Genomic DNA, 25,381 nt, shown 5'->3' on the forward strand with positions numbered 1-25,381 from the left:
GGCGCCTCGCTATACTTATCCACATCACCGCATCCCTCTGGAGAAGCGCCATGCTCAAGGCCGCGATTGTCCTGATGCTGTTGGCCACGGTTGCCAGCCTGTTCAGTGGCCTGGTGTTTCTGGTCAAGGACGACGAGAACTCGACCCGCTTGCTGAAGGCGTTGACCGTGCGGGTCACCCTGGCGGCCCTGACCATAGGCCTGGTGGCCTGGGGCTTCATCAGTGGCCAGCTTGTATCCCACGCACCCTTCTGACTGTTCCCACAGCGTTCTTCATCAGCGTTCAAAGCACATACACAAAGATGAACAGCCCCACCCACACCACGTCGACGAAGTGCCAGTACCAGCTGGCCGCCTCGAAGCCGAAGTGTTTTTCGGGGCTGAAATGCCCACGTAGCACCCGTATGAACATGACGATCAGGATGATCGTGCCCAAGGTCACGTGGGCACCGTGAAAGCCCGTGAGCATGAAGAAGGTCGCGCCATAGATCCCCGACCCCAGCGTCAGCCCCAGCTTGGTGTAAGCCTCGTGGTACTCATAGGCCTGCAGTGAAATGAAGCTGAGGCCCAGAAGGATGGTCAGCCCTAGCCACAGCTTCAGCGCACCTCGGTTTTCGCGGCGCAGGGCGTGGTGGGCGATGGTGATGGTCACGCTCGAGCTGACCAGCAGAATGGTGTTGATCAAGGGCAGGTGCCAAGGGTCGATGACTTCCTTCGGTGGCGGGAACAGTTTAGGGTCGGGTGTGTGCAACAGCGGCCAGGCGAACTCGAAACTCGGCCACAACATGTGGGCCACGCCCTTGTGCCCCTCACCCCCCAGCCATGGGCCGGCCAGCACACGCACGTAGAACAGCGCGCCGAAGAAGGCCATGAAGAACATCACTTCGGAGAAGATGAACCAGCTCATGCACCAGCGGAAGGAGCGGTCCAGCTGCGGGCTGTAGAGCCCGGCGCGGCTTTCCCTGACAACCGAGCCAAACCAGCCGAACAACATGTAGGCCAGGAACAACGCCCCGATGAAGAAAATCAGCGGCCCATGGGAGTCAGGGTGGCCGGCCTTGAGATCGTTGAACCAGGTGCCCAGGCCGAACACCGTGATGAACATCCCAAGTGTGGCGATGATCGGCCACTTGCTCTGCGCCGGGACGTAGTAGTGCTCATGACTTGCCATTGCTGTTCTCCTTCCCTTAACGGGCGCCCTGAACGTCCGGGGCAGCGGCATGCGCAACCGGCGGATGGCGAGCGGTGATGTCGAACAAGGTGTAGGCCAGTGTCAGGTGCTTCACGCTCGCCGGCAGGTCGCGGTCGACGATGAAACGCACTGGCATCTCGATGCGTTCGCCGGGCTGCAGCACCTGCTGGGTAAAGCAGAAGCACTCGGTCTTGTGGAAATACGCCGCGGCTTCGGCCGGGGTGATGCTGGGTATGGCCTGGGCACTCATTGCTCGGTTGGTCGGGTTATGGGCGATGAAGATCATCTGGTTGACCGCCCCCGGGTTGACCTCGAGCTGATCGGCGGTGGAATAGAAGTCCCAGACCATGTCGCTGGCATTGGTTGACATGAACTGCACTCGCACCGAGCGCGTCAGGTCGCTGACCTGGCTGCCTTCATACTGCCCGCCAGTCTTGCCGTTGATGCCGAAGGCCTTGCACATCACGTCGTAGATCGGCACGAGGGCAAAGCCGAAGGCAAACATCACCACCGTCAGCATCAGCAGGCGCAATACCAGGCGCTTGAGCGGTTGGCCGTTCATGGGCAGTTACCTATTTCACGTCCGGTGGTGTCTGGAAGGTGTGATAGGGCGCGGGTGAGGGGATCGACCACTCAAGGCCCTCGGCGCCATCCCAGGGCTTGGCCGGTGCCGGCGCGCCACCGCGAATGCACTTGATGACGATGAACAAGAAGAAGATCTGTGTGGCACCGAACAGGAAGGCACCGATCGATGACACCATGTTGAAGTCGGCGAACTGCAGGTTGTAGTCGGGGATGCGCCGCGGCATACCGGCCAGGCCTACGAAATGCATGGGGAAGAAGGCCATGTTCATACCGATGAATGACAACCAGAAGTGCAGCTTGCCGAGGGTTTCGTCGTACATGTGCCCCGTCCATTTCGGCAGCCAGTAGTAGGCCGAGGCGAAGATGCCGAAGATCGCCCCGGGCACCAGCACGTAATGGAAGTGCGCCACCACGAAGTAGGTGTCGTGGTACTGGAAGTCTGCCGGGGCGATGGCCAGCATCAGGCCGGAGAAACCGCCGATGGTGAACAGGATGACGAAGGCAATGGCGAACAGCATCGGTGTCTCGAATGTCAGCGAGCCTTCCCACATGGTGCTCACCCAGTTGAACACCTTCACCCCAGTGGGCACGGCGATCAGCATGGTGGCGTACATGAAGAACAGCTCACCCACCACCGGGATGCCGACCACGAACATGTGGTGTGCCCACACGATGAACGACAGGAAGGCGATCGCCCCAGTGGCATAGACCATCGAGGTGTAACCGAACAGCGGCTTGCGGGAAAACGCCGGGATGATCGAGCTGACCGCGCCAAAGGCGGGCAGGATCATGATGTACACCTCGGGGTGGCCAAAGAACCAGAACACATGCTGGAACAGCACCGGGTCGCCACCGCCGGCAGCACTGAAGAAGCTGGTACCGAAGTGGATATCCATCAACATCATGGTCACCACACCCGCCAGCACCGGCATAACCGCGATCAGCAGGAAGGCGGTGATCAACCAGGTCCAGACGAACAGCGGCATTTTCATCAGGGTCATGCCGGGCGCACGCAGGTTGAGGATGGTTGCGATCACGTTGATCGCGCCCATGATCGAGCTGATACCCATCAGGTGAATGGCGAAAATGAAGAAGGTCACGCTGGCTGGGGCATAGGTGGTAGACAGCGGGGCGTAGAAGGTCCAGCCGAAGTTCGGCCCGCCGCCTGGGCTGAACAGCGTCGAAACCAGCAGCAGGAATGCCGCCGGCAGCAGCCAGAAGCTGAAGTTGTTCATCCGTGGCAGGGCCATGTCGGGCGCCCCGATCATCAGCGGGATCATCCAGTTGGCCAGGCCGACGAAGGCCGGCATCACCGCACCGAACACCATGATCAAGCCATGCATGGTGGTCATCTGATTGAAGAACGCCGGCTCCACGATCTGCAGCCCGGGCTGAAACAGCTCGGCGCGGATAACCATGGCAAACGAGCCGCCGAGCAGGAACATCATGAAACTGAACCACAGGTACATCGTGCCGATGTCCTTGTGGTTGGTGGTCAGCACCCAGCGCATCAGGCCCTTCGCGGGGCCATGCGCATGCTCATGGCCGTTGGCGTGGTCGTCGATCACTGCACTCATGTCCTGTCTCCTGCAATCCACTGACTGCCGCGAGTAACCCGGTTCATTGCGCGTCTGCCTGCTTGAGCGCCAGCACATCCTTCGGCGTGACCATGTCGCCCTTGTTGTTGCCCCAGGCGTTACGCTCGTAGGTAACCACAGCAGCGATATCGACTTCCGAGAGCTGTTTGCCGAACGCGGCCATGGCCGTGCCTGGCCGCCCATGGAAGACCACGCTCAAGTGTTCTTCCTTGGGCCCGGTGGCCACTTTCGAGCCCTTGAGCGCCGGGAACATCGGCGGCAGGCCCTGGCCCTGGGCCTGGTGACAGGCCACGCAGGTGGTGTGGTAGACCTTATCGCCGCGCTCGACCAACTCTTCCAGGGTCCATTCCTTGCTGGTCAGCTCCTTGAGCTTGGCCGCATCGGCCTTGCGCTCGCCAAGCCAGGTGTCGTAGTCGGCCTGGGTTTTGACCTCGACCACCACTGGCATGAAGCCGTGGTCTTTGCCGCACAGCTCGGTGCACTGACCACGGTAGATGCCGGGCTTCTCGATGCGGGTCCAGGCTTCGTTGACGAAGCCGGGAATGGCATCGCGCTTGACCGCAAAGGCCGGTACCCACCAGGAGTGGATCACGTCGGCGGCCGTTACCAGAAAGCGCACTTTTGCGCCCACCGGCAGCACCAGCGGCTGGTCTACCTCGAGCAGGTAGTGCTCATCCTTGGGTGCCTTGTTCTGGATCTGGTCGGCCGGCGTGGCCAGGTTGCTGAAGAACTCCACGTCCTGGCCCAGGTACTTGTAATGCCACTTCCACTGGTAGCCGGTGACCTGGATGTCGATGTCCGATTCGCTGGCATCGTAGATATCGATCAGCGTCTTGGTCGCCGGGATGGCCATGGCCACGAGGATCAGGAAGGGGATCACCGTCCAGAGGATTTCCACCCAGGTATGTTCGTGGAAATGCGCAGCCTGCTGGCCGATGGAACGACGATGGATGACCATGGACCAGAACATCGCGCCGAACACCACGATGCCGATGATCACGCAGATCCAGAAGATGGTCATGTGCAGGTCGAACACGGCGTTGGAGACTTCAGTCGCGCCGGGCGCCATGTTCACAGTCCAGGCGGCGTTGGCCTGACCGAAAACCGTCCACAACAGGAGGCCCATCCAGACAGGTGGATGTCGCATCATTGCGGGTTCCCCTTCTAATTCTTGTTGTCCCGGAGGCATGGCCTGCGGCAAGAGGGAACGGCGGTCAAGACTGCCTGGCTTCGACGACCGAGCCCCTGCTAAAAGCAGTCGGGCCTCATCAACGAATCACGTTCAAGCGGAGTATAGACAGCGACCAATGGCCCGCAACGGCGGGGGTGAAATGAACTTCATGAATTCAGGAAATATCCTGCAGGGCCCGTGCTAGATAGGGTCTGGCACAATAATGGCATTTAGATATAGCCAAGGGCGCACACGTTTGCGGCGCTTATAACAAATACGTCTTAAGTATCCTGCATATCGAGCTAATTTAGTGTCTTCCGTTTGAAACGTCTTGTCCCTGGAGTTGTCATGAACATCGCTGCTGTACGCGAGCAGATTAGCCAAGCCCACCAACACGAAGGCCGTACCGGCCAACTGAAAGCGCGTCTCGAGGCCCAACTACCGCACCTGCACCCCTCGATCCAACTGCCTGAGCAGGACGCCCAGGGTACCTTGGCGCGCTTCGTCAGCGCCTACATCGACCAGGTTCCAGAATTGCTGGAGGCCGCCCATGCGGTCGCCCGCGAAGCCGGTATCGAATCGCAGATCAAACCCGTGCTTAAAATCGCCGAAGCCTATTTCCTGCAGCCGCCCAGCGTGATGCACGGGCATGCGGGGCTGGACTGCCTGCTGGACGAGGCCTACCTGGCCCATCGCCTGGTAGAGGAAGTGAACGACCTGTACATCCGTCACTTCCAGCAACCGTTGATTCCGTTCGATACCACCATGGCCAACCTGATTGCCCATCAACTGATTGGCGAGACGTTCGCCAACCAACTGGATGAGGTGGTGCACCACTCGGTCGAAGAAATGCTCAATGACGAGAGTTTCGCCGTGGAATCGGTAGAGGCCTACCGCGAAACCCTGAGTAGCCCGGCGACGGGTGCTGCCTGGAAACGCTGGCCTTGCCTGTCGCGCCAACTGGGCGTGGAACTGAGCCAACCCGCCTGACCTTTCGTCCCGGATGCTGGCAGGCTGTCGGCACGGCAGAGCCGACAGCCCCAGGTATCAGCACTCGGTGACGGTACGCAAGCGGCCCTCAACCCGCCGTTTCAGCCCCCGGGGCTCGATGATCAACCGTGAGCCATGGTGGCGCTGGGTGCGGCCCCAGTCTTCGAGCAGCTCCAGCACAGAGTGATCGATATAACTGAGGTGGGTCATCGGCACGTGGAGGTGGGTGCCAGCGGGGAGGCTTTCCAATACTTGCGTCAGCGCCGGCACCTTGAGAAAGGTTGCTGCGCCACTCAGGCGCAGTGCCATATGCCCAGGCGTCTCCAGGCTCACCAGGTTGATCTTCAGGCGGGCCGCCTTGAAGGCCAGCTTGAGCAGGGTCAGGGCAAAGCCCAGCAACACACCGGTCAGCAGGTCGGTGAAGATGATCGCCAACGCGGTGGCCGCGTAGGTGAACATTGGCATGCGCCCGTAGCGGCCCAGCCCCCGAAATGCCTTGAAGTCCACGAGTTTCACACCGGTGAAGACCAGCACGCCGGCCAAGCTCGCCACCGGGATCTGCTGCAGCACACTGCTCAGCGCCACCACGAATGCCAACAGCCACAGGCCATGGAAGATGGCCGATGCGCGCGTCTGGGCTCCGGCCTGCACATTGGCCGAGCTGCGCACGATCACCCCGGTCATGGGCAACGCGCCGAGCACGCCGCAAAGGATGTTGCCGACACCCTGGGCCGACAACTCACGGTCGAAGTCCGAACGCTGCCCACTGTGCATGCGGTCTACGGCGGCGGCCGACAACAGGGTCTCTGCACTGGCGATGAACGCCAGGGCAAAGGCTGCGACCAGCAGAGCGGGGTCGGCCAGCTTCATAAGGTCGTCCACGCGGATCCAGTCGATGGCTTCGGAAAGGTCCGCCGGTACCTGCACACGGTTGACCGGCAGCGCCAGCCACAGGCTGATGGCTGTCATTGCCGCCACGCCGAGTAAGGCACCGGGGATGAACCGCAGCGCCTGCGGCCGCCAGCGCTCCCAGCCCCACATGATGGCAATGGTACCCAGGCCCAGGGCGCCGGCCTGCCAGCCCGAACCTGCGCTTTCCAGTGGCAGGGCAGCAGCCACGGTCGACGGGAACGCCAGCAGGTTATGCATGCCCGAGGGTTGTGGCGCCGTGTCGAACATCACATGCACCTGTGACAGCACGATCAACACGCCAATACCCGCCAGCATGCCGTACACCACCGCTGGCGCGGTGACGCGAAACCAGCAGCCCAGGCGCAAGCGCCCGGCCAGCAACTGCAAGACCCCGGCCAGCAGCAGAATCGGCCCGAGCATGGCCATGCCATGCTGGCGTACCAACTCGAACACCAACACCGCCAGGCCCGCTGCAGGGCCACTGACCTGCAGCGGTGAGCCCGCCAGAAAGCCCACTACGATGCCGCCGATGATGCCGGTAATCAGGCCTTTGGCCGGTGGCATGCCGGAAGCGATCGCAATCCCCATGCACAAGGGCAGGGCCACCAGAAAGACCACCACCGACGCCAACAACTCTCGCGGCAGGGCCGCTTTCAACTGTGTCATGTTCACCCTATTTCTCCTTCCTTTGTCGCACGGCCATTCCTCTGGCCGTGGGCACGTTGGCCCCTGACAAGCGCGCAGGCGCGGGCCGCCGGCGGACAGGCCGGCAGGGCAGTCAGGGAATTCAAGGCAGCCGAAGGCCGTACCACACCCCTCAGGGGGTGCAGCCGGCTATCAAGGTTCTAGCGTTGGACGGGTCGCTTAGTAGCGGCCTCTCGGAGTAGCGCAGGGGATTGGCTCGCCAGCAGCCAGGGGCATGAAGCTGTCGCTGGCGGCGTCGTACGCTTCGATCTTGCTGGTCTCGATGTCGTACACCCAACCATGGATGTACAGCTCACCCGCTGCCAGACGCGAAGCCACCGACGGGTGCGTGCGCAGGTGATGCAACTGGGCGATGACGTTTTCCCGCGTCAGCACCTGCATGGTTTCGTGCTCGCTGCCACAAGAACAGTTGTTCTCAACCACGGTACGGGCCACTTCGGCGTGGCGCAACCAGGCGGAAACGGTCGGCATCTTGGCCAGCGATTTCGGGTTGAGCACCGCACGCATCGCGCCGCAGTCGGAGTGGCCACAAATGATGATGTGGTGCACACCCAGCGCCGACACGGCGTACTCGATCGCACTGGAAACGCCGCCGTTCATCTGCCCGTAAGGCGGCACCACGTTACCGACGTTACGGGTCACGAACAGGTCGCCTGGCGAGCTCTGGGTGATCAGCTCGGGGACGATGCGCGAGTCGGCGCAGGTGATGAACATGGCGCGCGGCGTTTGAGCGGTGGCGAGCTTCTTGAAAAGCTCCTGCTGCTCGGGAAAGACATCGTGGTGAAAGCGCAGGAAGCCGTCGACGATGTGCTTAAGGGCGGCATCGGCGCTCTCCGCGGGGACCTGCGGAACGACCTTGGATGGGTCCTTGACGGGCATGATTCATCCTCTTGACGGTGTGTAGGTAAGTCCATTTTACCGGTGAAAGATTCTGGCTATGCAGGGTTTTAGATGACACGCACGGGCCAGAAATCACAGTCTCGGTGAACTGGATGCCTACGCTAGCGGGGAAAACTTAACTGAAACTTAATTCGGAGGCTCTAGAACGCGTGTTCCAGATAGGTGAGGCGGGAAATGAATAATAGCAAAAAAACATCAACTGCCAAGAGCCTGGAATAGAATTATGTACTTCGATTAGTTAGGTTGGGGTTTCAGAACAAAGCCATCTGTCCGCCCGGTGGACAGAACGCTGAACAGTCCAGCGGTTGCGCGTCGCGCCCTTCAAACCCCAACCGGCGCTGGGTCTTGGCAAAGCGTTGTGCCAGCAGTTCGGCAAAAATACCTTCTCCCCGCATACGCGCGCCAAAGCGGCTGTCATACAACTCGCCTCCCCGGCTTTGGCGAATCAGGCTTAACACATGGTTGGCGCGCTGCGGGTAGTGGTCCTGCAGCCATTGTTCGAACAGCGGTGCCACTTCCAAGGGCAGGCGCAACATCATGTAGGCCGCGCTCTGCGCGCCAGCCTCCTTGGCGGCCTCGAGCAAGCGCTCCAGTTCGCTGTCGTTGATCATCGGGATCATCGGCGAACACAAGACGCCCACCGGCACCCCCGCCTCGCGCAATACCCGGATGGCGCGCAACCTGGCCCTGGACGACGCCGCCCGCGGCTCGAGCACTCGTTTGAGGTCATCGTCCAATGTCGTCAGGCTGATCATCACCCGCACCAGCCGTTGGCTGGCCATCTCGGCCAGCACGTCGAGATCGCGCAGCACCAACGCGCCCTTGGTAACGATGGTCACGGGGTGGCGAAACTTCAACAGCACTTCCAGCAAGCGCCGGGTCAGCTGCTGCTCACGCTCGATCGGCTGGTATGGGTCGGTATTGGACCCTAAGTTGATCGGTGCACAGACATAACCCGGCTTGCTCAGCTGTTGCGCAAGCACCTCGGCCGCATTGGTCTTGGCGATCAGCTTGGTTTCGAAGTCCAACCCTGGGGAAAGGTCCCAATAGGCGTGGGAAGGGCGGGCGTAGCAGTAAATGCAGCCATGCTCGCAACCGCGATAAGGGTTGATCGAGCGGTCGAACGGCAGGTCGGGGGAGGTATTGCGGCTGATGACCGACTTGGCGGTTTCGACCCGTACTTCGGTAGCCTGGGTCAGCGGCACCTCTTGATACCAGCCGTCATCCTCCGCCACCGAATGGTTCGGGGCGAAGCGGTTATGCGGGTTGTGGGCCGTGCCACGGCCCTTTTGCGCTACTGGCGGTATCATGACGCACCCTCATACTGTATTTACATACAGTATCGAGATCCCTGGGATCTTGCCAGCACCTTCGGTCAGCCCAGCCCATGCCAGCGCAGGTAAGCGGACGGGCTTGGCGGCCGCCCGAGAAAGGCGTGGATACCTTCGCGCAGCGGGCGTGCGGCACCGCTTTCGAACAACGTCTGCTGCAGGGCCCGCCCCGTGGCCCGGTCCAACAGCCCCTGCGCCTGGAAGCGGCTGAACAGATCAAACGCATGAACGTCCGCCCACAGGTAGGCGTAAAAGCCAGCGTCGTAACCGTCCATCAGGTGGTCGAAAGCATGCGCGGGGCGCTCGAAATCTTCCAGGGGCCAATACCCGCAACACGCGCGCGCGTCCTCAAGACGCTGCACCAGCGTTCTACCGTCCAGCGGCGTGCGGTGCAGGTCCAGGTCGAACAACGCCAGGCTCAGGTCGCGGCCGATTTCATCGATGCTCTGCTGCCTCAACGCGTTCAGGTGCACCTCAGCCTGCGCCTGGCTCAGCGTGCTGCCGTCCTGGCGCGCCCCAGCAATGCCAGCGAGGTAGCCCGCGTCCCACACCCAACGTTCGAACAGCTTACCGAACAGCTCCACGCCATCGGTGCCAAGCTCGGTCACATCCGACATCACATGGCTACTGGTGCGCACCAGCAGGTGATGGAGGGCATGGCCGAACTCATGGTACAGCTTGCGCAACGAAAGGTGATCCAGCAGCGGCTCTGTCCCCTTCTGCGCCGCTGGGATATCGCTGTTCACGACCACGACGGCTGGATGGTAGATACCCTCGGCATCGACCCGCCGGTTGCGCACGTAGGTGGTGAACACGGCATCGGCCTGTTTGCCCGCATGTTGCACGGCGTCGAGGTAAAGCAAACCGATAAAGGCGTGGTGCTGCCAGATTTCGAAAGCCTGTACGCTGTCGTCCCAGGTCGCCAGCCGCCTTGCGCGCAGTTCCAGCGCAAACAGCTGCTGCGCCAGCTGGGCCAATGCGTTGACCACGCCACTGAGCGGGAAATGCTCGCGAAACGTCCCACTGGGTTGCGCTTCCCCCGATGCTGCCAGCAGATAACTGACATCCCAAGGCCGCACAGTCCCCAGGCCTTGCGCCACGGCCTGTTGCGCCAGCCGGGCGCGCCATTGCGCCATGGCGGGGCGCACGCACCTTGCCAGTAGCTGTAGAAAATGGCTCACCTGGCTGGCCGAGCCTGCACTTTTGCCAAGCAGGCTCAGTTCAAGGTGGCTGGCAAAGCCGAGCAGGCGGGCCTTTTCGTCCAGGCATTCGGCCAGGCGCTGCAACTGAGTGCCATTGTCCTGCTGCGGGTCGGCGCTTACCCCACGGGTGTGAAAGGCACGGTACACGCGCTCGCGCAGGGGGCGGTGAGCGGCTTGCCGAAGCACCGCGCCGGTGGGCTCGCTTTCACAGGCGATCAACCAACCTTGCGCACCCGCTGCCTCGGCACGCGCGGCCAATTCGTCACGCAGCCTTCGTGGCAGGCCGCGCAGTTCGGTCTCATTCTCGACCAACAACCCTGGCCGGCCGATGTTGCTCAGGAACGCTTGGCGTAACTCGCCGATCTGCATCTGCAGTTCAGCCAGGCGAGCCTGGTCGCTTTCGGCCAGCGCTGCGCCACCGACGGCAAACTTGCCCAGGTACCAATGCAGGGTCGCGCGCTGCTGAGTGCCCAGGTTTCTGCCGATGGCGCTGTTCGCCAGCCGCTCGTACAAGCTGTGCAGGTGGCGGTTGGCAAATTTCTGGTCGAAGCGCGCCACCGTTTGGCCGTAGAAGTCGGCAATCGCCTCGCCCCAGGACGGCTGTTTGCCCACCAGGGGGATAACGGTATAGAGCACAGCAAGCAACTGCGCATCCAGCGCGTCCACTGCCAGTACCAGGTCATCCCAGGTGGGAAGCGCTTGCTGCTGCTCAATGATGCGCGCCACGCCTTGCGCGTGGGCGCGCAGCACGTGCTCGAAAGCGTCGCGCATGTTTTGCAGCGTTATTGAAGGGTAATCGACGGGGGTGCTGCTGCTTTGCAGAAGGGGGTTGTCCATGATGGATCACCGTGCTCACGTGAAGAGCAGGCCAGCATGGATGGCGAGTAGAGCCACAGTGGCGTGATTATCTACCACCCGTGGTGATGAAGCACTGCCTGCCTTGGCAGTGAGCCAGGGCAGGCAGGTGGGGCCTTATTCGGCCGGTTTCTTCAGCTTTGGATTTGGGAAGAACTGCACCGTCTGCACCTTGGCCGGTGCGGCCTTCGGTGCCAGGTGGTTGACCCGCGTGCCCAGCTCCGTGGGCACCGACAGCCCTTGTTCATTCAAGGTGTCGGTAAAGCCGCAGGCAACGCATTCACGGTGCGGCACACCGTCTTCGTTCCACATCATCAGCTTGTCGGGCTCGCTGCACGCCGGGCATACCGCCCCGGCGATGAAGCGCTTCTTGGTCTTGGTCACAGCTACCTCGCTCATGCCGCCGCGCCCTCGCTCAGGCCGCTGTGGCGCAGCAGTGCATCAATGGATGGTTCCCGGCCGCGGAAGTCGACGAACAGCACCATCGGCTCGCGCGAACCGCCCCGGGCCAGGATCGCCTCGCGGAAGGCGCGGCCGGTCTCAGCGTTGAGCACGCCTTCTTCCTCGAAGCGCGAGAAGGCGTCAGCCGACAGCACTTCGGCCCATTTGTAGCTGTAATAGCCCGCCGCGTAACCCCCCGCAAAGATATGCGCAAAGCTGTTGGGGAAGCGGTTGTAGGCCGGTGGGCGCATGACCGAAACCTCGTCACGCACGCCTTCGAGGACCTCCAATACGCTACGGCCGTCGCCGTGGCTGGCATGCAACTCGAAGTCGAACAGCGAGAACTCCAGCTGGCGCACCATCATCATGCCGGACTGGAAGTTCTTCGCTGCCAGCATCTTGTCCAGCAGGTCCTGGGGCAGGGCGGCGCCGGTTTCGTAATGGCCAGAGATCAGCGCCAGGCCTTCGGGCTCCCAGCACCAGTTTTCCATGAACTGGCTCGGCAGCTCCACCGCATCCCACGCCACGCCATTGATCCCGGACACGCCGGCATGCTCGATACGGGTCAGCAGGTGGTGCAGGCCGTGGCCGAATTCGTGGAACAGCGTGGTGACTTCATCATGGGTCAGCAGTGCAGGCTTGCCAGGCGCGGCCGGGGTGAAGTTGCACACCAGGTTGGCCACCGGGCTCTGCAGCTCGCCGTCGGCGGTGCGGCGACGGTCGCGGGCGCCATCCATCCAGGCACCGCCGCGCTTGTTGGCGCGGGCATACAGGTCGAAGAAGAAGCGGCCGACGTGCTGGCCGTTTTCCTTGATCTCGAACAGGCGCACGTCGGGGTGCCAGCTGTCGAAGCCCTTGAGCTCGGCAATTTCGATGCCGTACAGGCGCTGGACGATGCTGAACAGGCCAGACAGCACCTTGTCGATGGGGAAGTAGGCGCGCAGGGTTTCCTGCGACACGCTGTAACGTTGTTCACGCAACTTCTCGCCAAAGTAACCGGCGTCCCAGCTGGCCAGCTCGGCGCAGCCTTGTTCGGCGGCATAGGCCTTGAGCTGTTCAAGGTCCTGGGCAGCAAACGGCTTGGACCGCTTGGCCAGGTCGCGCAGGAAGCTCAGCACCTGGTCGCTGGACTCGGCCATCTTGGTCGCCAGGCTCAGTTCGGCGTAGTTCTTGTAGCCCAGCAACCCGGCCAGCTCCTGGCGCAGGTCCAGAATTTCACGCATCACCGGGCCGTTGTCGAACTGGCCGGCGTTCGGGCCTTGGTCCGAGGCGCGGGTGCAGTAGGCGGCGTACAGTTCTTCGCGCAGGGCACGGTCGCTGGCGTAGGTCATCACCGCATAGTAGCTGGGGAACTCCAGCGTGATCAGCCAGCCGTCGAGGCCCTTGGCCTGAGCGGCGGCAGCCATCTGGGCCTTGGCCGAGTCGGTGAGGCCGGCCAACGCCGTTTCGTCGGTGACGTGCTTGGTCCACGCCTGGGTGGCGTCGAGCAATTGGTTGGAGAAGCGGCTGCCCAGTTCACTGAGCTTGCTCTGTACTTCAGCGTAACGTTGCTGCTTGTCGGCAGGCAGGTCGATGCCCGACAAGCGGAAGTCGCGCAGGGCGTGCTCGAGGATAGTCTTCTGCGCGACGTCGAAACCTGCGGCTTGCGGGCTGTTGACCAGTGCCTGGTACGCTTCGAACAGCGCACGGTTCTGGCCCAGTTCGGTAGAGTAGGCACTCAGCGCTGGCAGGCAGGCCTCGTAGGCCTCGCGCAATTCCTTGCTGTTGCACACCGCATTGAGATGGCTGACCGGGCTCCATGCAGCGCCCAGGCGGTCGTTAAGTTCGTCCATGGCCAGCACCAGGCCGGCCCAGGTGGGGTTCTTGCCCTGCTTTTCGAGGATGTCGGCAATGGCTTTACGGTTGTCGGCAAGGATCTCTTCGATCGCCGGCAACACGTGTTCGGCACGGATTTCCGAGAAGGGCGGCAGATCGTAGGGCTGCAGAAGCGGGTTGGTCGCACTCACGGTTTGGATACCTTGGCAGAAGAAACACTACCCCATCTTAATTACAATCGACGTCGACCGCAGCAGGCAGCCTGCCTATCGGCACAGATGAGAGACGCTATCATGGCCATCCGAAGCTTTCAGCAACACACTCCGAAAGTTGCACCGCGCGCTTTTGTCGACCGTTCGGCCGTGGTGCTGGGCGATGTGGAGATCGGTGAGGACAGCTCGGTGTGGCCACTGACGGTGGTGCGTGGCGACATGCATCGCATCCGTATCGGGGCGCGCACCAGCGTGCAGGACGGCAGTGTGCTGCACATCACCCATGCTGGCCCGTTCAACCCTGATGGCTTTCCATTGATCATCGGCGATGAGGTGACCATCGGCCACAAGGTCATGCTGCATGGCTGCACCCTGGGCAACCGCATTCTGGTTGGCATGGGCAGCACGGTCATGGATGGCGCCACTGTCGAAGACGAAGTGATCATCGGCGCCGGCAGCCTGGTGCCGCCCGGCAAGCGCCTGGAAAGCGGCTACCTGTACGTCGGCAGCCCGGTAAAACAGGCCCGGCCCTTGACCGACAAGGAGCGCGCCTTCTTCTCCTACAGCGCCGGTAACTACGTCAAGCTCAAGGACCAGCACCTGGCCGAAGGCTACGATCAACCGGAATGACCCGCGAAGGCGTCCATGAATGAATTGAGTAGAGCACTTGATATGCACCATCAGAACATCCTCTTCGACCTCGATGGCACCCTCACCGACCCGCGCCTGGGCATCACCCGTTCAATCCAGTATGCCCTGGCCAAACTGGGTATCGACGAACCGGACCTGACGCGCCTCGAACACTTCATCGGCCCACCCTTGCTGCAGGCTTTCATGCAGTTCTACAGCTTCGATGAAGCCAGGGCGTGGGAAGCGGTGAACTTCTATCGAGAACGCTTCCGCGTGACCGGCCTGTACGAAAACCTGGTGTTCGACGGTGTGCCGGAACTGCTCGATGCCCTCAACGGGCAAGGGCGCACCCTGTACATCGCCACCTCCAAACCGTGGGAATTCGCCCGCGAAATCGCCCGTCATTTCGCCTTCGATCATCACTTCAAGGTGATCTACGGCAGCGAACTGGACGGCACGCGCACCAACAAGGTCGAGTTGATTCGTCACTTGCTGGACGAGGAAGGGCTGGACCCGGCGCAAACCCTGATGATCGGTGACCGCAAGCACGACCTGATCGGTGCTCGCAGCAACGGCCTGCAGGCAGTGGCGGTGGGGTATGGGTTTGGTAGTGAGCAGGAGTTGAAGGCGCACACGCCGGAATTTCACTTCGCTACCTTGGCTCAGATGCATCAGGCATTCCTCAAGGCCTGAGGCACATGGGGCTGCCTTGCAGCCCCCCACCTTTCAGAGGCTCGCCGCCAATCTGGCCAGCGCTTGCTTCCTTTGTTCAACGGGCAACCGCCCCAACCCTTCAACCCGCTCATAAAACCGCGTCCAATCCCCCCCAACCTCACGAAACACCGCCGCAAACGCCGGCACCCATTGGTCATATAGCCCGAACGGCAACAGTTTGGCGTTGTTCATCGGCCCATACATCCAGGCGTCATAGCGCTTGTCACCCGCCCATTGACGGTCGCGCACATCACGGTACTCACGGCGCAAGCGCTCGAACTCCGCCTGCTTGGCCGCGCGTTTGTGCGCGTCATCCAGTGGCCCGGCATAAATCGTTTGCAGCCGCTCGCGGCTCGCCAATACCAGTCGGATGAACTGGTCACGCTGCTGGCCCTGGCCGTTCTCAATCGCTGCAAGCCCACGTGCCTGGCGCCATTGGCGCGTTCCCTCCTGCTCGACGAAGGTGGCAAACGACTCGTTGAATTCGGTGTCGTCTTGCACGTAGAAGCGCTGATGTGCCAGCTCATGGAAGATCAGTGTGGCAAGGCGCTCATCGCCCCATCCGACCATCGACGACAGAATCGGGTCATCGAACCAACCAAGTGTCGAGTACGCCTCAACCCCGCCCAGGTACACATCCAGCCCTTTCTCGCGCATCAACGCCGCCGCGCCGCGGGCTGCACCTTGCTGGTAGTAACCGCGATAGGCCACGCAACCGGCGATGGGAAAGCAGTGGGTAACCGGCTGCAGCGACAGTTCGGGCGTGGCAAATACGTTCCACACCACATAAGGGCGCCCCAGGTCGGCGTAGACCCGATAACTGCGATTGTCCGGCAGTTTCAGGTGCTCGCTGGCAAACACTCGGGCCTGCTCGGCATGTTGCAGGCGGGCGCGCAGTTGAGGGCGGCTGGCCGGGTCAGCGATCACCTGGTCCACCGGCTGGCGGGCGCGTAGCAGTTGCCACTGGCCCTGCGCCAGCTGGCCGTAGTAACCGAGGCTGGTACAGCCGTTCAGCAGAAAGGCGCCCACAAGGGGAACCAACGCCCTGAAACAGTGGTCGAGTGGCCCAGGGCCTGAGCGCTTCAAAAGAAAAAACCATACCATCTTGGGCTATCCAACTCGCTCACGGCCGATGCGCTCCAAGACTATCTCGCCAGGGGGGAGTTTCGCCATGCGTGCACTGTTCGTCATCGGCTCACTGCTGCTCATATCTGCCTGTTCGACCCTGCCAGACCCGGACCCTAACCAAGCCTGGGTCGATTTGAGCCCAACTGACGATACCTCCCTGCACGCCGTGCAGGTCGACGAACGTGACTGGGTCGATTCGCGCTACTTTGAAGTCCAACCCGGCAGCCACGAGCTGACCGTGCGCTACCAGTTTCCGGTCAATCCGAGCAACATCGGCCCGGTGGACGAGCCACTGTGGCGTGATTGCCAGCTCAACCTGACCTTCAAGGACTTCAACGCCGGGCAGCGGTACCAACTGCAGGCCGGCAGCATTGGCTTTCGCCCCTGGGTCAAACTCTACGATCATCAGCAAAAACTGGTAGGCCAAGGCCTGCCTGCAGGCTGCCAACGCACCTGAAGGCCCCAAACGGCGCTATGCTTGTAGCGTGTAAATCGCAAGTGGAGTTTCACCATGCGCCAGCCCATGATGCTGATCGCCCTCAGTGCACTGGGGGCATGCGCCAGCCCCTTGCCACCCGTCGACCCCAAGCAGGCATGGGTTGACCTCTACACCATGACCCCAGGCCGGGTCATCATGGCTGACAAGCTCGATGGCAAGCGTCTAAGCGATGGCCGCTATTTCCAGGTGACGCCTGGCAAGCATGAACTGGTGGTGCGCTTCGATTATGAAATTTACGCGGGCGGCATGATGACCCAGCCCCGTGACCGTACCTGCTACCTGACCGTGCGCTTCGATGATTTCAAGGCGGGCGAGCGCTATCGCCTGGAAGCGCGGGCACCGGTCATGGAACCGCAGGTGCTGCTGTATGACGCCAGCCGAAAGGTGGTGGTCAATGAGCCCAGCAACGTATTCTGCATTCCGTGAATGAACGCCGGGGCTGCTTGGCAGCCCCTGACGATCTACCGATCATTCTTCTGATAAATAATCTTCTTGGTCCCACCCTCACAGCTGCCAACGACCATGTTCTGGTCCTTGACGTCACTGTTGGGCACGATCTCCAGGGTGTAGGACGGCACGCCCTGAGCCTGGATCTTGGCTTCGATCTCGGCCTTCAGTTCCTCGCACGGTTTGACCGCCGCCAGTGCAGAAGTGGCCAGCAGGGAAGCCAGCACGGCGATTGCTACGCGAATCATTGAACGGCTCCTGAAAAGGCAGCGACGCTGCCGACGCTGTTTAGACTACAGCAAACCGTTCACGTTGCGCCGTTCACCCCACCAGCGAGGCATCCAGGGTGATCGTCGCGTTCAGCACCTTCGACACTGGGCATCCGGCCTTTGCCTTGTTGGCAATCTCCAGAAACTGGGCCTCGCTGGCCCCCGGCACCTTGGCCTTTAGGATCAGGTGCACGGCAGTAATGGCAAAGCCATCGGGCTGCTTGTCCAACGTAACCTCAGCAATGGTGTCGATACGTTCCGGCGTAAGTTTCTCCTCACCGAGCATCATCGACAGCGCCATGGAAAAGCATCCGGCATGGGCAGCGCCGATCAGCTCTTCAGGGTTTGTGCCGGGCGTGCCTTCAAAACGGGTGTTGAAACCATAGGGGTTCTGTTTAAGCGCGCCGCTTTCGGTGGAGAGCAGGCCTTTACCCTCTTTAAGGCCGCCTTGCCAAATTGCCGATGCTGTCTTTTTCATGATGCCTCCTGGTCGTTCGGTTGCGTATCTAACGGTTCAGAGGTCATCCGCCTACGGCAAGTTCAGATCAATCGTACGGCAAGCATTGAATCCTCGGAATGTGCCCATACAGAGTTGTAAAGGCCTCTGGCCAATCACTCTTGCGGAGGCACCCATGACGCAACTGCGCGACCTGAAGATATCGACCCTCGACCTGGTGCCAGTACGCGCCGATGGCGGCCCTGCGCAGGCGCTGCGCAACTCGCTGGACCTGGCGCAGCACGTCGAACGCTTTGGTTACAACCGCTTCTGGGTGGCTGAACACCACAACATGGATGGCATCGCCAGCTCGGCCACTTCAGTGCTGATCGGCTACCTGGCCGGCGGTACCTCGACGATCCGCGTCGGCTCCGGCGGCGTCATGCTGCCCAACCATGCTCCGCTGGTGATCGCCGAACAGTTCGGCACCCTGGCCAGCCTCTATCCGGGGCGGATCGACCTGGGCCTTGGCCGCGCGCCCGGCTCCGACCAGATGACCGCACGCGCCCTGCGCCGCGAACGCTCGGGCAGCGCCGACGACTTCCCGGATGATGTCGAGGAGCTGTCCCGCTACCTGGGACCGCGCACGGATGATCAAAAAGTGATCGCAGTACCCGGGCATGACACTGAGGTACCCATGTGGCTGCTCGGCTCCAGCCTGTTCAGCGCGCAGCTGGCCGGCATGCGCGGCATGCCTTACGCCTTTGCCTCGCACTTCGCGCCCCGCTACATGCATGAGGCGATTCGTATCTACCGCGACCACTTCAAACCTTCGACCACCCTGGACAAGCCCTATGTGATGCTGGGTATTCCGATGGTGGTGGCAGAAACCGACGACAAGGCCGAGTTCCTGGCCACCTCGATGTATCAGCGCATCCTCGCCCTGATTCGCGGGCAAAGCCTGATGCAGCGTAAACCTGTACCAAGCATGGACGGGCTGTGGCTGCCGCACGAACGGGACGCGGTGGGTAGCTTCCTGGGCCTGGCAATGATCGGCAGCCCGCAGAAGGTTCGGGCCAAAGTGCAGGTGCTACTGGAACAGACCGGGGCCGATGAGCTGATCTTTACCAGCGACCTGTATGAGCACGCGGACCGGATCAGGTCCTATGAATTGATGGCACAGGCCTTGAAAGCCGAGTAGGCCCCATTTTGGCCGGCACGCCGGCTCCCACGGTTACCGCACAGACCTGCAGGCAGTGGAGTAACGTGTGGGAGTCGGCGATTGGCCGACCTTCAACCACGGCGGTAGACAATCTCCTTGCTGCCCGCTTCACAGCTACCCACCACCTTGCCAGCCGGGTCGCCCTTCTTGACCACCTCCAGGGTATAGCCCTTCACCCCCTTGGCATCCAACTTTGCCGCAATCTCAGCCTTCAGTTCCTCGCAAGGCTTGCCCGCCGCCAGCGCGCCACCCGCCAGCGTCATCAGGCCAACCGCCAGAATCAGTTTCTTCATCACACGCGTTCCTTGTTCAGATGAAAATCGAAAAGGGCGCCGGCAAGGCGCCCTTGACTGTATAACGCTATCACGCCGGGTTTATCCACCCCCGGCATGTTTCAGCTGTTGGCGATGCGGAAGCCTACCTTGAGCGTGACCTGGAAGTGCGCAGCCTTGTTGCCTTGAATATGGCCACGGGTATCGATCACTTCGAACCACTCCAGGTGCTTGATGCTCTTGGCCGCTTCGGCCAAGGCATTGTTGATTGCCTCTTCGATGCTGGTGGGCGATGACCCTACCAGTTCGATCTTCTTGTAGGTGTGATGATCGGACATGTGCACTCTCCTTGGATGACGGTGAGATTGAGCCTAGCAGCGCAGGCCTGGTTTACCTGCGAACCGTCAGCGTCGGGTAAAGTTCGATTGCACTTTTGCACCCTGGCGTAGTCGCAATCCTTACAGTCCATACTGCAAAGGAGCGTCAACATGCACCGCAATTCGCTGCGTAAAACATCCCTGGAAAGCATGGAAGCGGAGATCGAAAGCCTTCTGAAGAGCCTCGAGGACCTCAAGCACGACGCATCGGAGGAATCGCAGAAATCTGTGAAGGCCATCCGCAGCAATGCCGAAAGCGCCCTCAAACACTCACGCAGCCTGCTTAGTGATGCCTACGAGGAAGTGAAGACCCGCACTCGCCAGACCGGCATCGCCACCCGTGACTATGCGCAGGAGCACCCTGTCACCACTGCCGGCGTAGCCATTGGCGCCCTCGGCCTGCTGGCCGCCTACCTGCTGTACCGTCGCAACTAACCTGCCTGCCGTTCCAGTTCGCGGCGCAGCCATTGCGCCAGTTGCTCGGCGCGCCCGTCAGCGGCGCGCCGGGGCACCCAGAGCGCCAGGGCTGCCGCGGTGGGGGAAAAGCCCCACGGTGCACTCAACCGGCCAGCACGCAGGTCGTCAGCCACCAGCGGCTGCGGCGCGATCGCCACACCAAGGCCTGCCACAGCGGCTTCCAGCAAATAGTACAAGTGCTCGAAGGCCTGGCCATATTTCAGCCCAGCGGCCTTCAGGCCTTGTTCTTCCACCCAGGTGGGCCACGCCTGCGGGCGTGAGGTGGTATGCAGCAGCGCCTCGTCCAGCAAGGCAGTGGCAGGTGCATTACGCAAGCGTTCAAAGCCTGCAAAGTGTGGGCTGAGCACCGGGCCGATACGTTCTTCGGCCAATACATGGACCTGCATGTCAGCAGGCCATGGCGATTCGGCAAAAACCAGCAGGGCATCGAGCCCTGGGCGGCGCGGGTCAAGGTCGCCCTCACCCGCGGACAAGTGCAGGCGCAATTGCGGCAAGTCGGCTTTCAAACGCCCCAGCCGGGGGATAAACCAGCGCGCCAGCAAACTGCCCGAGCAGCCCAGCACGAACGGCGCCTCACTCACATCCCGACTCAACTCGGCGCATACACCCCGCAGCCTGTCGAATGCTTCAGCACTGGCATCACGCAACCTTACGCCTGCATCTGTGAGTTTGATGCCACGCCCGTCCTTAACGAACAGCGCTAGGCCCAAGTGCTCCTCAAGCACCTTGATTTGCCGACTCACAGCGCCGTGGGTCACGTGCAAGGCTTCCGCTGCCTGGCTGACGCTATTGAACCGGGCGGCCGCCTCGAACGCACGCAAGGCATTGAGGGGAGGGAGGTCATGGGCCATTTGACTTGTGAGTTTTCCTTACAGGTTTGCGCAATCTTATCGGTTTTCAGACAGGCTTGCCGTGGTTAGAGTAAAGCCCATCACTCATTCATTACGCCTTGGAGCGCCCCATGACCCAGACCCAATACCGCGCCGGCCCCGATGCCAACGGCCTGTTCGGCGCGTTCGGCGGCCGCTACGTGGCCGAAACCCTGATGCCGCTGGTGCTGGACCTGGCCCGCGAATACGAAGCGGCCAAAGCCGACCCCGCATTCCTCGAAGAGCTGGCCTACTTCCAGCGCGACTACATCGGCCGCCCCAACCCGCTGTACTTCGCCGAGCGCCTGACCGAACATTGCGGCGGCGCCAAGATTTTCTTCAAGCGTGAAGAGCTCAACCACACCGGCGCGCACAAGGTGAACAACTGCATCGGCCAGGTGCTGCTGGCCAAGCGCATGGGCAAAAAACGCCTGATCGCCGAAACCGGCGCCGGCATGCACGGCGTGGCCACGGCCACCGTCGCTGCACGCTTCGGCCTGCCCTGCGTGATCTACATGGGCGCCACCGACATTGAGCGCCAGCAGGCCAACGTGTTCCGCATGAAACTGCTGGGCGCCGAGATCGTTCCGGTTACCGCAGGCACCGGCACCTTGAAAGACGCCATGAACGAGGCTCTGCGCGACTGGGTCACCAACGTCGACGACACCTTCTACCTGATCGGTACCGTAGCCGGCCCACACCCTTACCCGGCCATGGTGCGCGACTTCCAGTCGATCATCGGCAAGGAAACCCGCGCCCAGCTGCAGGAGAAGGAAGGTCGCCTGCCCGACAGCCTGATTGCCTGCGTCGGCGGTGGCTCCAACGCCATGGGCCTGTTCCACGATTTCCTCGACGATGCCAGCGTGCAGATCATCGGCGTTGAAGCCGGTGGCCACGGCGTCGACACCGACAAGCATGCCGCCAGCCTCAATGGCGGCGTCCCAGGCGTGCTGCACGGCAACCGTACTTACCTGCTGCAGGACGATGACGGGCAGATCACCGACGCCCACTCGATTTCCGCAGGCCTCGACTACCCGGGCATCGGCCCAGAGCACGCTTACCTGCACGAAGTGAAGCGTGTGGAGTACGTCAGCATCACCGACGACGAAGCCCTCGATGCGTTCCATGCCACCTGCCGTCTGGAAGGCATCATTCCGGCCTTGGAAAGCGCCCATGCCCTGGCCGAGGCAATTAAACGCGCCCCGACCCTGCCCAAGGACCACCTGATGGTCATCTGCCTGTCCGGCCGTGGCGACAAAGACATGCAAACCGTGATGAACCACATGGCCGCCCAGGAGAAACAGGCATGAGCCGTTTAGAACAACGCTTCGCCGAGCTGAAAGCCGAAGGCCGCTCCGCGCTGGTCACTTTCGTCACCGCTGGCGACCCTGGCTATGACGCCTCGCTGCAGATCCTCAAGGGTTTGCCGGCGGCCGGTGCCGACGTGATCGAGCTGGGCATGCCATTCACCGACCCGATGGCCGATGGCGTGGCCATCCAGCTGGCCACCCTGCGCGCCCTGGACGCTGGCCAGACCCTGGCCAAAACCCTGCAGATGGTTCGCGAATTTCGCGTCGGTAACCAAACCACCCCGATCGTGCTGATGGGTTACTACAACCCGATCCACCGCTTTGGCGTGGCCAGGTTCGTCGCCGAGGCCAAAGAGGCAGGTGTCGACGGCCTGATCATCGTCGACCTGCCGCCAGAACACGACGCCGAACTCGCCACCCCGGCCCAGGCCGCAGGCATCGACTTCATCCGCCTGACCACCCCGACCACCGACGATGCGCGCCTGCCGCGCGTACTGGAGCGCAGCTCCGGTTTCGTCTACTACGTATCGGTGGCGGGTGTGACCGGTGCCGGCTCGGCGACCACCGACCAGGTGACCCAAGCCATTGCGCGCCTGCGTCGGCATACCGATTTGCCGATCAGTGTCGGCTTCGGTATTCGCACCCCGGAGCAGGCTGCGGCGATTGCGCGCCTGGCCGATGGGGTGGTGGTGGGTTCGGCGCTGGTCGACAAGATCGCCCAGGCCAAGGATGCCGATCAGGCCGTCAGTGACGTACTGGGCCTGTGCTCGGCCTTGGCTGAAGGGGTGCGAGGCGCACGACGCTGAGCCGCGTCGCCCCTATCGCTGGCAAGCCGGCGATAGGGGCGGTAAGAACAGCCTATTGCTCAAAGATCGACAGATCCAAAGGCCGCACGGCACCCATCCAGATCGCATGATCCCGGTGATCCGCCAGTTCATCCCCCGTCAGCGGATGCAGAAACACCACCAGCCCCTTGCGGTACAACGCCAACCACGGCAACACCACCCCCACTACTTCTGGCCCGAAAGCCAACTGGCAGCTCCAGTCCGGGTGCGGCCCGACCGGGTTGCGGTGCATGCGTCCCATGGTCACGGGAAACAGCCGCGCTGCCTCCTCGCACAGAGCCCGAGCTTGTTCGATGGTGCTTGCGTCGTAATAGACGTGGGCGTGGTAACCCTTGATCCTCTGCACGATAACTCCTGAATGCGGTCAAACCATCACCACCTGCAAAGGGAGTGACGTGGTGAAAAATGCCGAAACCCCAGTGTTCAAGCTGGTGCTGTTTGGGGCTGAAAGCAGCCTGGGCAGCGCCCTGATGGTTGAGTTGCTGTCACGCCAGCATGAGGTCACGGCCGTGGTCGATGACCTCAACCGTCATGCCCCGCGCCCCGGCCTGCATTTCAAGATAGGCGGCCTGGAGGGCGCCGACCAGGCGGAGCAGGGCGCGGCGGGCGGCTCGGCGGTGATTGCCCTGTTGTCGGCGCTGGCGCCAGGCGACCTGGCAGCACAATGGCAAATGAGCGAAGCACTGGTCGCCGGGCTTACCCGCACGACTATACGCCGTGTGCTGCTGGTGGGCGATTTTGCCGTGCTGGATACGCCGGGCAGCTACAGCGATGAACAGCGTAAGGGCGCCGACCAGGTGGTCGATGCACTGCAGCGCAGCGCCTTGCACTGGACGCTGATCAATACGCCGCAGGATTTCCCTGGAATGGGTATGGAGCACTTTCGCACGGCCAGCGGTACGGTGCCGCCGGAGCTGGATGGGCCGTTACGGCGGCTGGCCGGGGTGGCGGCGGGGATGGTCGATATCCTGGAGCTGGGGCTGCACCGGGGCGAGCATCTGAACTTCGTATCCTGAGCGCTCTGCGCCGACAAGCCAGCCCGGCTACACATCAACCCTGTCAAAGCCCCCGCTCATGCTCCAGCCACGCCACGAACCTTTCAATCAGCGCCCCCCGCCGCTTGCGCGGAGGCAGCACCACGTAATACCCCCGCTGGGAGCGCAAACTCCCCTCCAACGGCCGACACAGCAACCCTTGCTCCACCAACCCATCGACCAGATGTCCCCAGCCAATTGCCACCCCCTGCCCGGCAATCGCTGCTTGGATCAACAACGTGTAGTTATCGAACCGCAATTGTCCAGATGGCGGCGGGCTGGCCACACCAAACCCGCGAAAGACCCCCGCCCAATCGAACCAGCGGCTGGCCTGTTCACCGCGTAAATGAAGCAAGGGCAATCGTTGCAAAGCCACGGCTGACAAGGGTTTGCCATGAGTCAGCCGTGGGCTGCAGACCGGGAATACCTCCTCATCGAACAACCATCGGCTCTCCCCCTGATGGAAGCGCCCATCGCCAAACAATACCGCCACATCGATATCAGGCCGCAACATCGCCTGACTGCGCTCACCGGTCACCAGGCTCACATCCACCTGTGGATAAGCAGCATGGAAACGCTGCAGGCGCGGCATCAGCCAAAACGCGGCAAAGGCGAAGTCCGTGGCCACCTGTAGCACCTCGCGCTGGCCCCGCCCGCTGGCTTGGGCAATACCGTCGTCCATCGCCTGCAGGCCTTGATTCACCTGTTCGAATAACAGTTGGCCCGCCTCGGTCAGCTCGATACCGCGGTAGATGCGGTCGAACAGGCGCGTGCCCAGATGGGCCTCGAGGCGCTTGACCTGCTGGCTCACCGCCGGTTGGGTAGTCCCCAGTTCCAGCGCGGCAGCGGTGAAGCCGCGCAAGCGCGCCGCGGACTCGAACACACGCAATGTGTCGAGCGAGAGCTCGGCCAAGTGATCAAACATAAGTACTGCTAATCCCAGT

29 protein-coding genes are annotated in these 25,381 nt (G+C 62.0%); 11 read left to right on the forward strand and 18 right to left on the reverse strand.

Annotated features, from left to right (window positions below):
• The first annotated feature begins 50 nt into the window (after positions 1 to 50).
• Positions 51 to 254, forward strand: coding sequence for a twin transmembrane helix small protein (locus APH34_RS17090; RefSeq protein ID WP_054902213.1), 204 nt, complete (start codon positions 51 to 53; stop codon positions 252 to 254).
• Positions 255 to 282: 28 nt separating this feature from the next.
• Here APH34_RS17090 and APH34_RS17095 read toward each other — a convergent pair whose 3' ends face one another.
• From APH34_RS17095 to coxB, 4 genes are read right to left on the reverse strand one after another with little or no spacing between them, the layout of a single operon-like run.
• Positions 283 to 1,170 (reverse strand): cytochrome c oxidase subunit 3, encoded by an 888-nt coding sequence (locus APH34_RS17095; RefSeq protein ID WP_054902214.1) that lies wholly within the window; start codon positions 1,168 to 1,170, stop codon positions 283 to 285.
• Between the two features lie 16 nt (positions 1,171 to 1,186).
• Entirely contained in the window at positions 1,187 to 1,753 is a 567-nt protein-coding gene (locus APH34_RS17100) for a cytochrome c oxidase assembly protein (RefSeq protein ID WP_054902215.1), read from the reverse strand.
• Positions 1,754 to 1,763: 10 nt separating this feature from the next.
• Positions 1,764 to 3,353 (reverse strand): cytochrome c oxidase subunit I, encoded by a 1,590-nt coding sequence (gene ctaD, locus APH34_RS17105; protein ID WP_054902216.1) that lies wholly within the window; start codon positions 3,351 to 3,353, stop codon positions 1,764 to 1,766.
• 43 nt (positions 3,354 to 3,396) lie between these two features.
• A complete protein-coding gene (coxB, locus tag APH34_RS17110; protein ID WP_054902217.1) occupies positions 3,397 to 4,524 on the reverse strand; it encodes a cytochrome c oxidase subunit II in 1,128 nt (375 codons plus the stop codon).
• 369 nt (positions 4,525 to 4,893) lie between these two features.
• Between coxB and APH34_RS17115 the strand changes: the two genes are divergently transcribed.
• Complete coding sequence (locus tag APH34_RS17115) at positions 4,894 to 5,535, forward strand: hypothetical protein (RefSeq protein ID WP_054902218.1); 642 nt, start codon at positions 4,894 to 4,896, stop codon at positions 5,533 to 5,535.
• Between the two features lie 57 nt (positions 5,536 to 5,592).
• On the opposite strand, the gene APH34_RS17120 is transcribed toward APH34_RS17115, so the two are convergent.
• From APH34_RS17120 to prlC, 6 genes are all read right to left on the reverse strand, one after another.
• Positions 5,593 to 7,113, reverse strand: coding sequence for a SulP family inorganic anion transporter (locus tag APH34_RS17120; RefSeq protein ID WP_232964047.1), 1,521 nt, complete (start codon positions 7,111 to 7,113; stop codon positions 5,593 to 5,595).
• 198 nt (positions 7,114 to 7,311) lie between these two features.
• Positions 7,312 to 8,031 (reverse strand): carbonic anhydrase, encoded by a 720-nt coding sequence (locus tag APH34_RS17125; protein ID WP_054902220.1) that lies wholly within the window; start codon positions 8,029 to 8,031, stop codon positions 7,312 to 7,314.
• A gap of 272 nt (positions 8,032 to 8,303) precedes the next feature.
• Positions 8,304 to 9,362, reverse strand: a complete 1,059-nt coding sequence (locus tag APH34_RS17130; RefSeq protein ID WP_054902221.1) for a PA0069 family radical SAM protein — start codon at positions 9,360 to 9,362, stop codon at positions 8,304 to 8,306.
• 65 nt (positions 9,363 to 9,427) lie between these two features.
• Entirely contained in the window at positions 9,428 to 11,422 is a 1,995-nt protein-coding gene (locus tag APH34_RS17135; RefSeq protein ID WP_054902222.1) for a M3 family metallopeptidase, read from the reverse strand.
• A 135-nt stretch (positions 11,423 to 11,557) separates the two neighbouring features.
• Entirely contained in the window at positions 11,558 to 11,839 is a 282-nt protein-coding gene (locus APH34_RS17140; protein WP_054902223.1) for a YheV family putative zinc ribbon protein, read from the reverse strand.
• Positions 11,836 to 13,887 (reverse strand): oligopeptidase A, encoded by a 2,052-nt coding sequence (gene prlC, locus APH34_RS17145; protein WP_054902224.1) that lies wholly within the window; start codon positions 13,885 to 13,887, stop codon positions 11,836 to 11,838. The genes APH34_RS17140 and prlC overlap by 4 nt, the downstream gene beginning before the upstream one ends.
• A gap of 102 nt (positions 13,888 to 13,989) precedes the next feature.
• Between prlC and APH34_RS17150 the strand changes: the two genes are divergently transcribed.
• On the forward strand, positions 13,990 to 14,538 hold the full coding sequence (locus tag APH34_RS17150) for a gamma carbonic anhydrase family protein (protein ID WP_054902225.1): 549 nt from the start codon (positions 13,990 to 13,992) through the stop codon (positions 14,536 to 14,538).
• 42 nt (positions 14,539 to 14,580) lie between these two features.
• Positions 14,581 to 15,231 (forward strand): HAD family hydrolase, encoded by a 651-nt coding sequence (locus APH34_RS17155; protein WP_054902226.1) that lies wholly within the window; start codon positions 14,581 to 14,583, stop codon positions 15,229 to 15,231.
• A 33-nt stretch (positions 15,232 to 15,264) separates the two neighbouring features.
• Here APH34_RS17155 and APH34_RS17160 read toward each other — a convergent pair whose 3' ends face one another.
• Positions 15,265 to 16,338: an aminopeptidase gene (locus APH34_RS17160; protein WP_054902270.1), complete on the reverse strand. Its 1,074-nt coding sequence runs from the start codon at positions 16,336 to 16,338 to the stop codon at positions 15,265 to 15,267.
• An 85-nt stretch (positions 16,339 to 16,423) separates the two neighbouring features.
• On the opposite strand from APH34_RS17160, the gene APH34_RS17165 reads away from it, so the two are divergent.
• Together APH34_RS17165 and APH34_RS17170 are read left to right on the forward strand one after the other, a co-directional pair.
• Positions 16,424 to 16,837: a hypothetical protein gene (locus tag APH34_RS17165; RefSeq protein ID WP_054902227.1), complete on the forward strand. Its 414-nt coding sequence runs from the start codon at positions 16,424 to 16,426 to the stop codon at positions 16,835 to 16,837.
• 54 nt (positions 16,838 to 16,891) lie between these two features.
• Entirely contained in the window at positions 16,892 to 17,305 is a 414-nt protein-coding gene (locus APH34_RS17170) for a hypothetical protein (RefSeq protein ID WP_054902228.1), read from the forward strand.
• A gap of 35 nt (positions 17,306 to 17,340) precedes the next feature.
• Here APH34_RS17170 and APH34_RS17175 read toward each other — a convergent pair whose 3' ends face one another.
• The gene (locus tag APH34_RS17175) at positions 17,341 to 17,574 is read right to left on the reverse strand and encodes a DUF1161 domain-containing protein (RefSeq protein ID WP_054902229.1); all 234 of its coding nucleotides are present in this window, start codon (positions 17,572 to 17,574) and stop codon (positions 17,341 to 17,343) included.
• Between the two features lie 73 nt (positions 17,575 to 17,647).
• Positions 17,648 to 18,073: an OsmC family protein gene (locus APH34_RS17180; RefSeq protein ID WP_054902230.1), complete on the reverse strand. Its 426-nt coding sequence runs from the start codon at positions 18,071 to 18,073 to the stop codon at positions 17,648 to 17,650.
• 154 nt (positions 18,074 to 18,227) lie between these two features.
• Here APH34_RS17180 and APH34_RS17185 point away from each other — a divergent pair, with 154 nt between their 5' ends.
• Positions 18,228 to 19,232 carry an LLM class flavin-dependent oxidoreductase gene (locus tag APH34_RS17185; RefSeq protein ID WP_054902231.1) on the forward strand — a complete coding sequence of 335 codons (1,005 nt, stop codon included), beginning with the start codon at positions 18,228 to 18,230 and terminating at the stop codon, positions 19,230 to 19,232.
• A 92-nt stretch (positions 19,233 to 19,324) separates the two neighbouring features.
• On the opposite strand, the gene APH34_RS17190 is transcribed toward APH34_RS17185, so the two are convergent.
• Positions 19,325 to 19,546 (reverse strand): DUF1161 domain-containing protein, encoded by a 222-nt coding sequence (locus tag APH34_RS17190; RefSeq protein ID WP_054902232.1) that lies wholly within the window; start codon positions 19,544 to 19,546, stop codon positions 19,325 to 19,327.
• 101 nt (positions 19,547 to 19,647) lie between these two features.
• Positions 19,648 to 19,863: a dodecin gene (locus tag APH34_RS17195; RefSeq protein WP_054902233.1), complete on the reverse strand. Its 216-nt coding sequence runs from the start codon at positions 19,861 to 19,863 to the stop codon at positions 19,648 to 19,650.
• A gap of 150 nt (positions 19,864 to 20,013) precedes the next feature.
• Between APH34_RS17195 and APH34_RS17200 the strand changes: the two genes are divergently transcribed.
• Positions 20,014 to 20,337, forward strand: a complete 324-nt coding sequence (locus APH34_RS17200) for a YqjD family protein (protein WP_054902234.1) — start codon at positions 20,014 to 20,016, stop codon at positions 20,335 to 20,337.
• Here APH34_RS17200 and APH34_RS17205 read toward each other — a convergent pair.
• Positions 20,334 to 21,230: a LysR family transcriptional regulator gene (locus APH34_RS17205; protein WP_054902235.1), complete on the reverse strand. Its 897-nt coding sequence runs from the start codon at positions 21,228 to 21,230 to the stop codon at positions 20,334 to 20,336. The two genes, APH34_RS17200 and APH34_RS17205, sit on opposite strands and share 4 nt — an antisense overlap.
• Before the next feature lie 110 nt (positions 21,231 to 21,340).
• Here APH34_RS17205 and trpB point away from each other — a divergent pair, with 110 nt between their 5' ends.
• Both trpB and trpA read left to right on the forward strand, forming a co-directional pair.
• Positions 21,341 to 22,558, forward strand: a complete 1,218-nt coding sequence (trpB, locus tag APH34_RS17210; protein WP_054902236.1) for a tryptophan synthase subunit beta — start codon at positions 21,341 to 21,343, stop codon at positions 22,556 to 22,558.
• On the forward strand, positions 22,555 to 23,364 hold the full coding sequence (gene trpA, locus APH34_RS17215; protein ID WP_054902237.1) for a tryptophan synthase subunit alpha: 810 nt from the start codon (positions 22,555 to 22,557) through the stop codon (positions 23,362 to 23,364). The genes trpB and trpA overlap by 4 nt, the downstream gene beginning before the upstream one ends.
• Positions 23,365 to 23,416: 52 nt before the next feature.
• Here the strand turns inward: trpA and APH34_RS17220 are convergent, their stop codons facing one another.
• The gene (locus APH34_RS17220) at positions 23,417 to 23,749 is read right to left on the reverse strand and encodes a DOPA 4,5-dioxygenase family protein (protein WP_054902238.1); all 333 of its coding nucleotides are present in this window, start codon (positions 23,747 to 23,749) and stop codon (positions 23,417 to 23,419) included.
• A gap of 52 nt (positions 23,750 to 23,801) precedes the next feature.
• Between APH34_RS17220 and APH34_RS17225 the strand changes: the two genes are divergently transcribed.
• Positions 23,802 to 24,419 carry an NAD(P)-dependent oxidoreductase gene (locus tag APH34_RS17225; RefSeq protein WP_054902239.1) on the forward strand — a complete coding sequence of 206 codons (618 nt, stop codon included), beginning with the start codon at positions 23,802 to 23,804 and terminating at the stop codon, positions 24,417 to 24,419.
• A gap of 43 nt (positions 24,420 to 24,462) precedes the next feature.
• On the opposite strand, the gene APH34_RS17230 is transcribed toward APH34_RS17225, so the two are convergent.
• Positions 24,463 to 25,362 carry a LysR family transcriptional regulator gene (locus APH34_RS17230; protein WP_054902240.1) on the reverse strand — a complete coding sequence of 300 codons (900 nt, stop codon included), beginning with the start codon at positions 25,360 to 25,362 and terminating at the stop codon, positions 24,463 to 24,465.
• Positions 25,363 to 25,381: the final 19 nt, after the last annotated feature.

The organism is Pseudomonas sp. NBRC 111131 (genome assembly GCF_001320525.1).
GTDB classification, from domain to species: Bacteria; Pseudomonadota; Gammaproteobacteria; order Pseudomonadales; family Pseudomonadaceae; genus Aquipseudomonas; species Aquipseudomonas ceruminis.

Coding starts and splice junctions, on each gene's coding strand:
- APH34_RS17090 (WP_054902213.1), top strand. CDS start 51: ATGCTCAAGGCCGCGATTGTCCTGATGCTGTTGGCCACGGTTGCCAGC.
- APH34_RS17095 (WP_054902214.1), bottom strand. CDS start 1,170: ATGGCAAGTCATGAGCACTACTACGTCCCGGCGCAGAGCAAGTGGCCG.
- APH34_RS17100 (WP_054902215.1), bottom strand. CDS start 1,753: ATGAACGGCCAACCGCTCAAGCGCCTGGTATTGCGCCTGCTGATGCTG.
- ctaD (WP_054902216.1), bottom strand. CDS start 3,353: ATGAGTGCAGTGATCGACGACCACGCCAACGGCCATGAGCATGCGCAT.
- coxB (WP_054902217.1), bottom strand. CDS start 4,524: ATGATGCGACATCCACCTGTCTGGATGGGCCTCCTGTTGTGGACGGTT.
- APH34_RS17115 (WP_054902218.1), top strand. CDS start 4,894: ATGAACATCGCTGCTGTACGCGAGCAGATTAGCCAAGCCCACCAACAC.
- APH34_RS17120 (WP_232964047.1), bottom strand. CDS start 7,113: ATGACACAGTTGAAAGCGGCCCTGCCGCGAGAGTTGTTGGCGTCGGTG.
- APH34_RS17125 (WP_054902220.1), bottom strand. CDS start 8,031: ATGCCCGTCAAGGACCCATCCAAGGTCGTTCCGCAGGTCCCCGCGGAG.
- APH34_RS17130 (WP_054902221.1), bottom strand. CDS start 9,362: ATGATACCGCCAGTAGCGCAAAAGGGCCGTGGCACGGCCCACAACCCG.
- APH34_RS17135 (WP_054902222.1), bottom strand. CDS start 11,422: ATGGACAACCCCCTTCTGCAAAGCAGCAGCACCCCCGTCGATTACCCT.
- APH34_RS17140 (WP_054902223.1), bottom strand. CDS start 11,839: ATGAGCGAGGTAGCTGTGACCAAGACCAAGAAGCGCTTCATCGCCGGG.
- APH34_RS17150 (WP_054902225.1), top strand. CDS start 13,990: ATGGCCATCCGAAGCTTTCAGCAACACACTCCGAAAGTTGCACCGCGC.
- APH34_RS17155 (WP_054902226.1), top strand. CDS start 14,581: ATGCACCATCAGAACATCCTCTTCGACCTCGATGGCACCCTCACCGAC.
- APH34_RS17165 (WP_054902227.1), top strand. CDS start 16,424: ATGCGTGCACTGTTCGTCATCGGCTCACTGCTGCTCATATCTGCCTGT.
- APH34_RS17170 (WP_054902228.1), top strand. CDS start 16,892: ATGCGCCAGCCCATGATGCTGATCGCCCTCAGTGCACTGGGGGCATGC.
- APH34_RS17175 (WP_054902229.1), bottom strand. CDS start 17,574: ATGATTCGCGTAGCAATCGCCGTGCTGGCTTCCCTGCTGGCCACTTCT.
- APH34_RS17180 (WP_054902230.1), bottom strand. CDS start 18,073: ATGAAAAAGACAGCATCGGCAATTTGGCAAGGCGGCCTTAAAGAGGGT.
- APH34_RS17185 (WP_054902231.1), top strand. CDS start 18,228: ATGACGCAACTGCGCGACCTGAAGATATCGACCCTCGACCTGGTGCCA.
- APH34_RS17190 (WP_054902232.1), bottom strand. CDS start 19,546: ATGAAGAAACTGATTCTGGCGGTTGGCCTGATGACGCTGGCGGGTGGC.
- APH34_RS17195 (WP_054902233.1), bottom strand. CDS start 19,863: ATGTCCGATCATCACACCTACAAGAAGATCGAACTGGTAGGGTCATCG.
- APH34_RS17200 (WP_054902234.1), top strand. CDS start 20,014: ATGCACCGCAATTCGCTGCGTAAAACATCCCTGGAAAGCATGGAAGCG.
- APH34_RS17205 (WP_054902235.1), bottom strand. CDS start 21,230: ATGGCCCATGACCTCCCTCCCCTCAATGCCTTGCGTGCGTTCGAGGCG.
- trpB (WP_054902236.1), top strand. CDS start 21,341: ATGACCCAGACCCAATACCGCGCCGGCCCCGATGCCAACGGCCTGTTC.
- trpA (WP_054902237.1), top strand. CDS start 22,555: ATGAGCCGTTTAGAACAACGCTTCGCCGAGCTGAAAGCCGAAGGCCGC.
- APH34_RS17230 (WP_054902240.1), bottom strand. CDS start 25,362: ATGTTTGATCACTTGGCCGAGCTCTCGCTCGACACATTGCGTGTGTTC.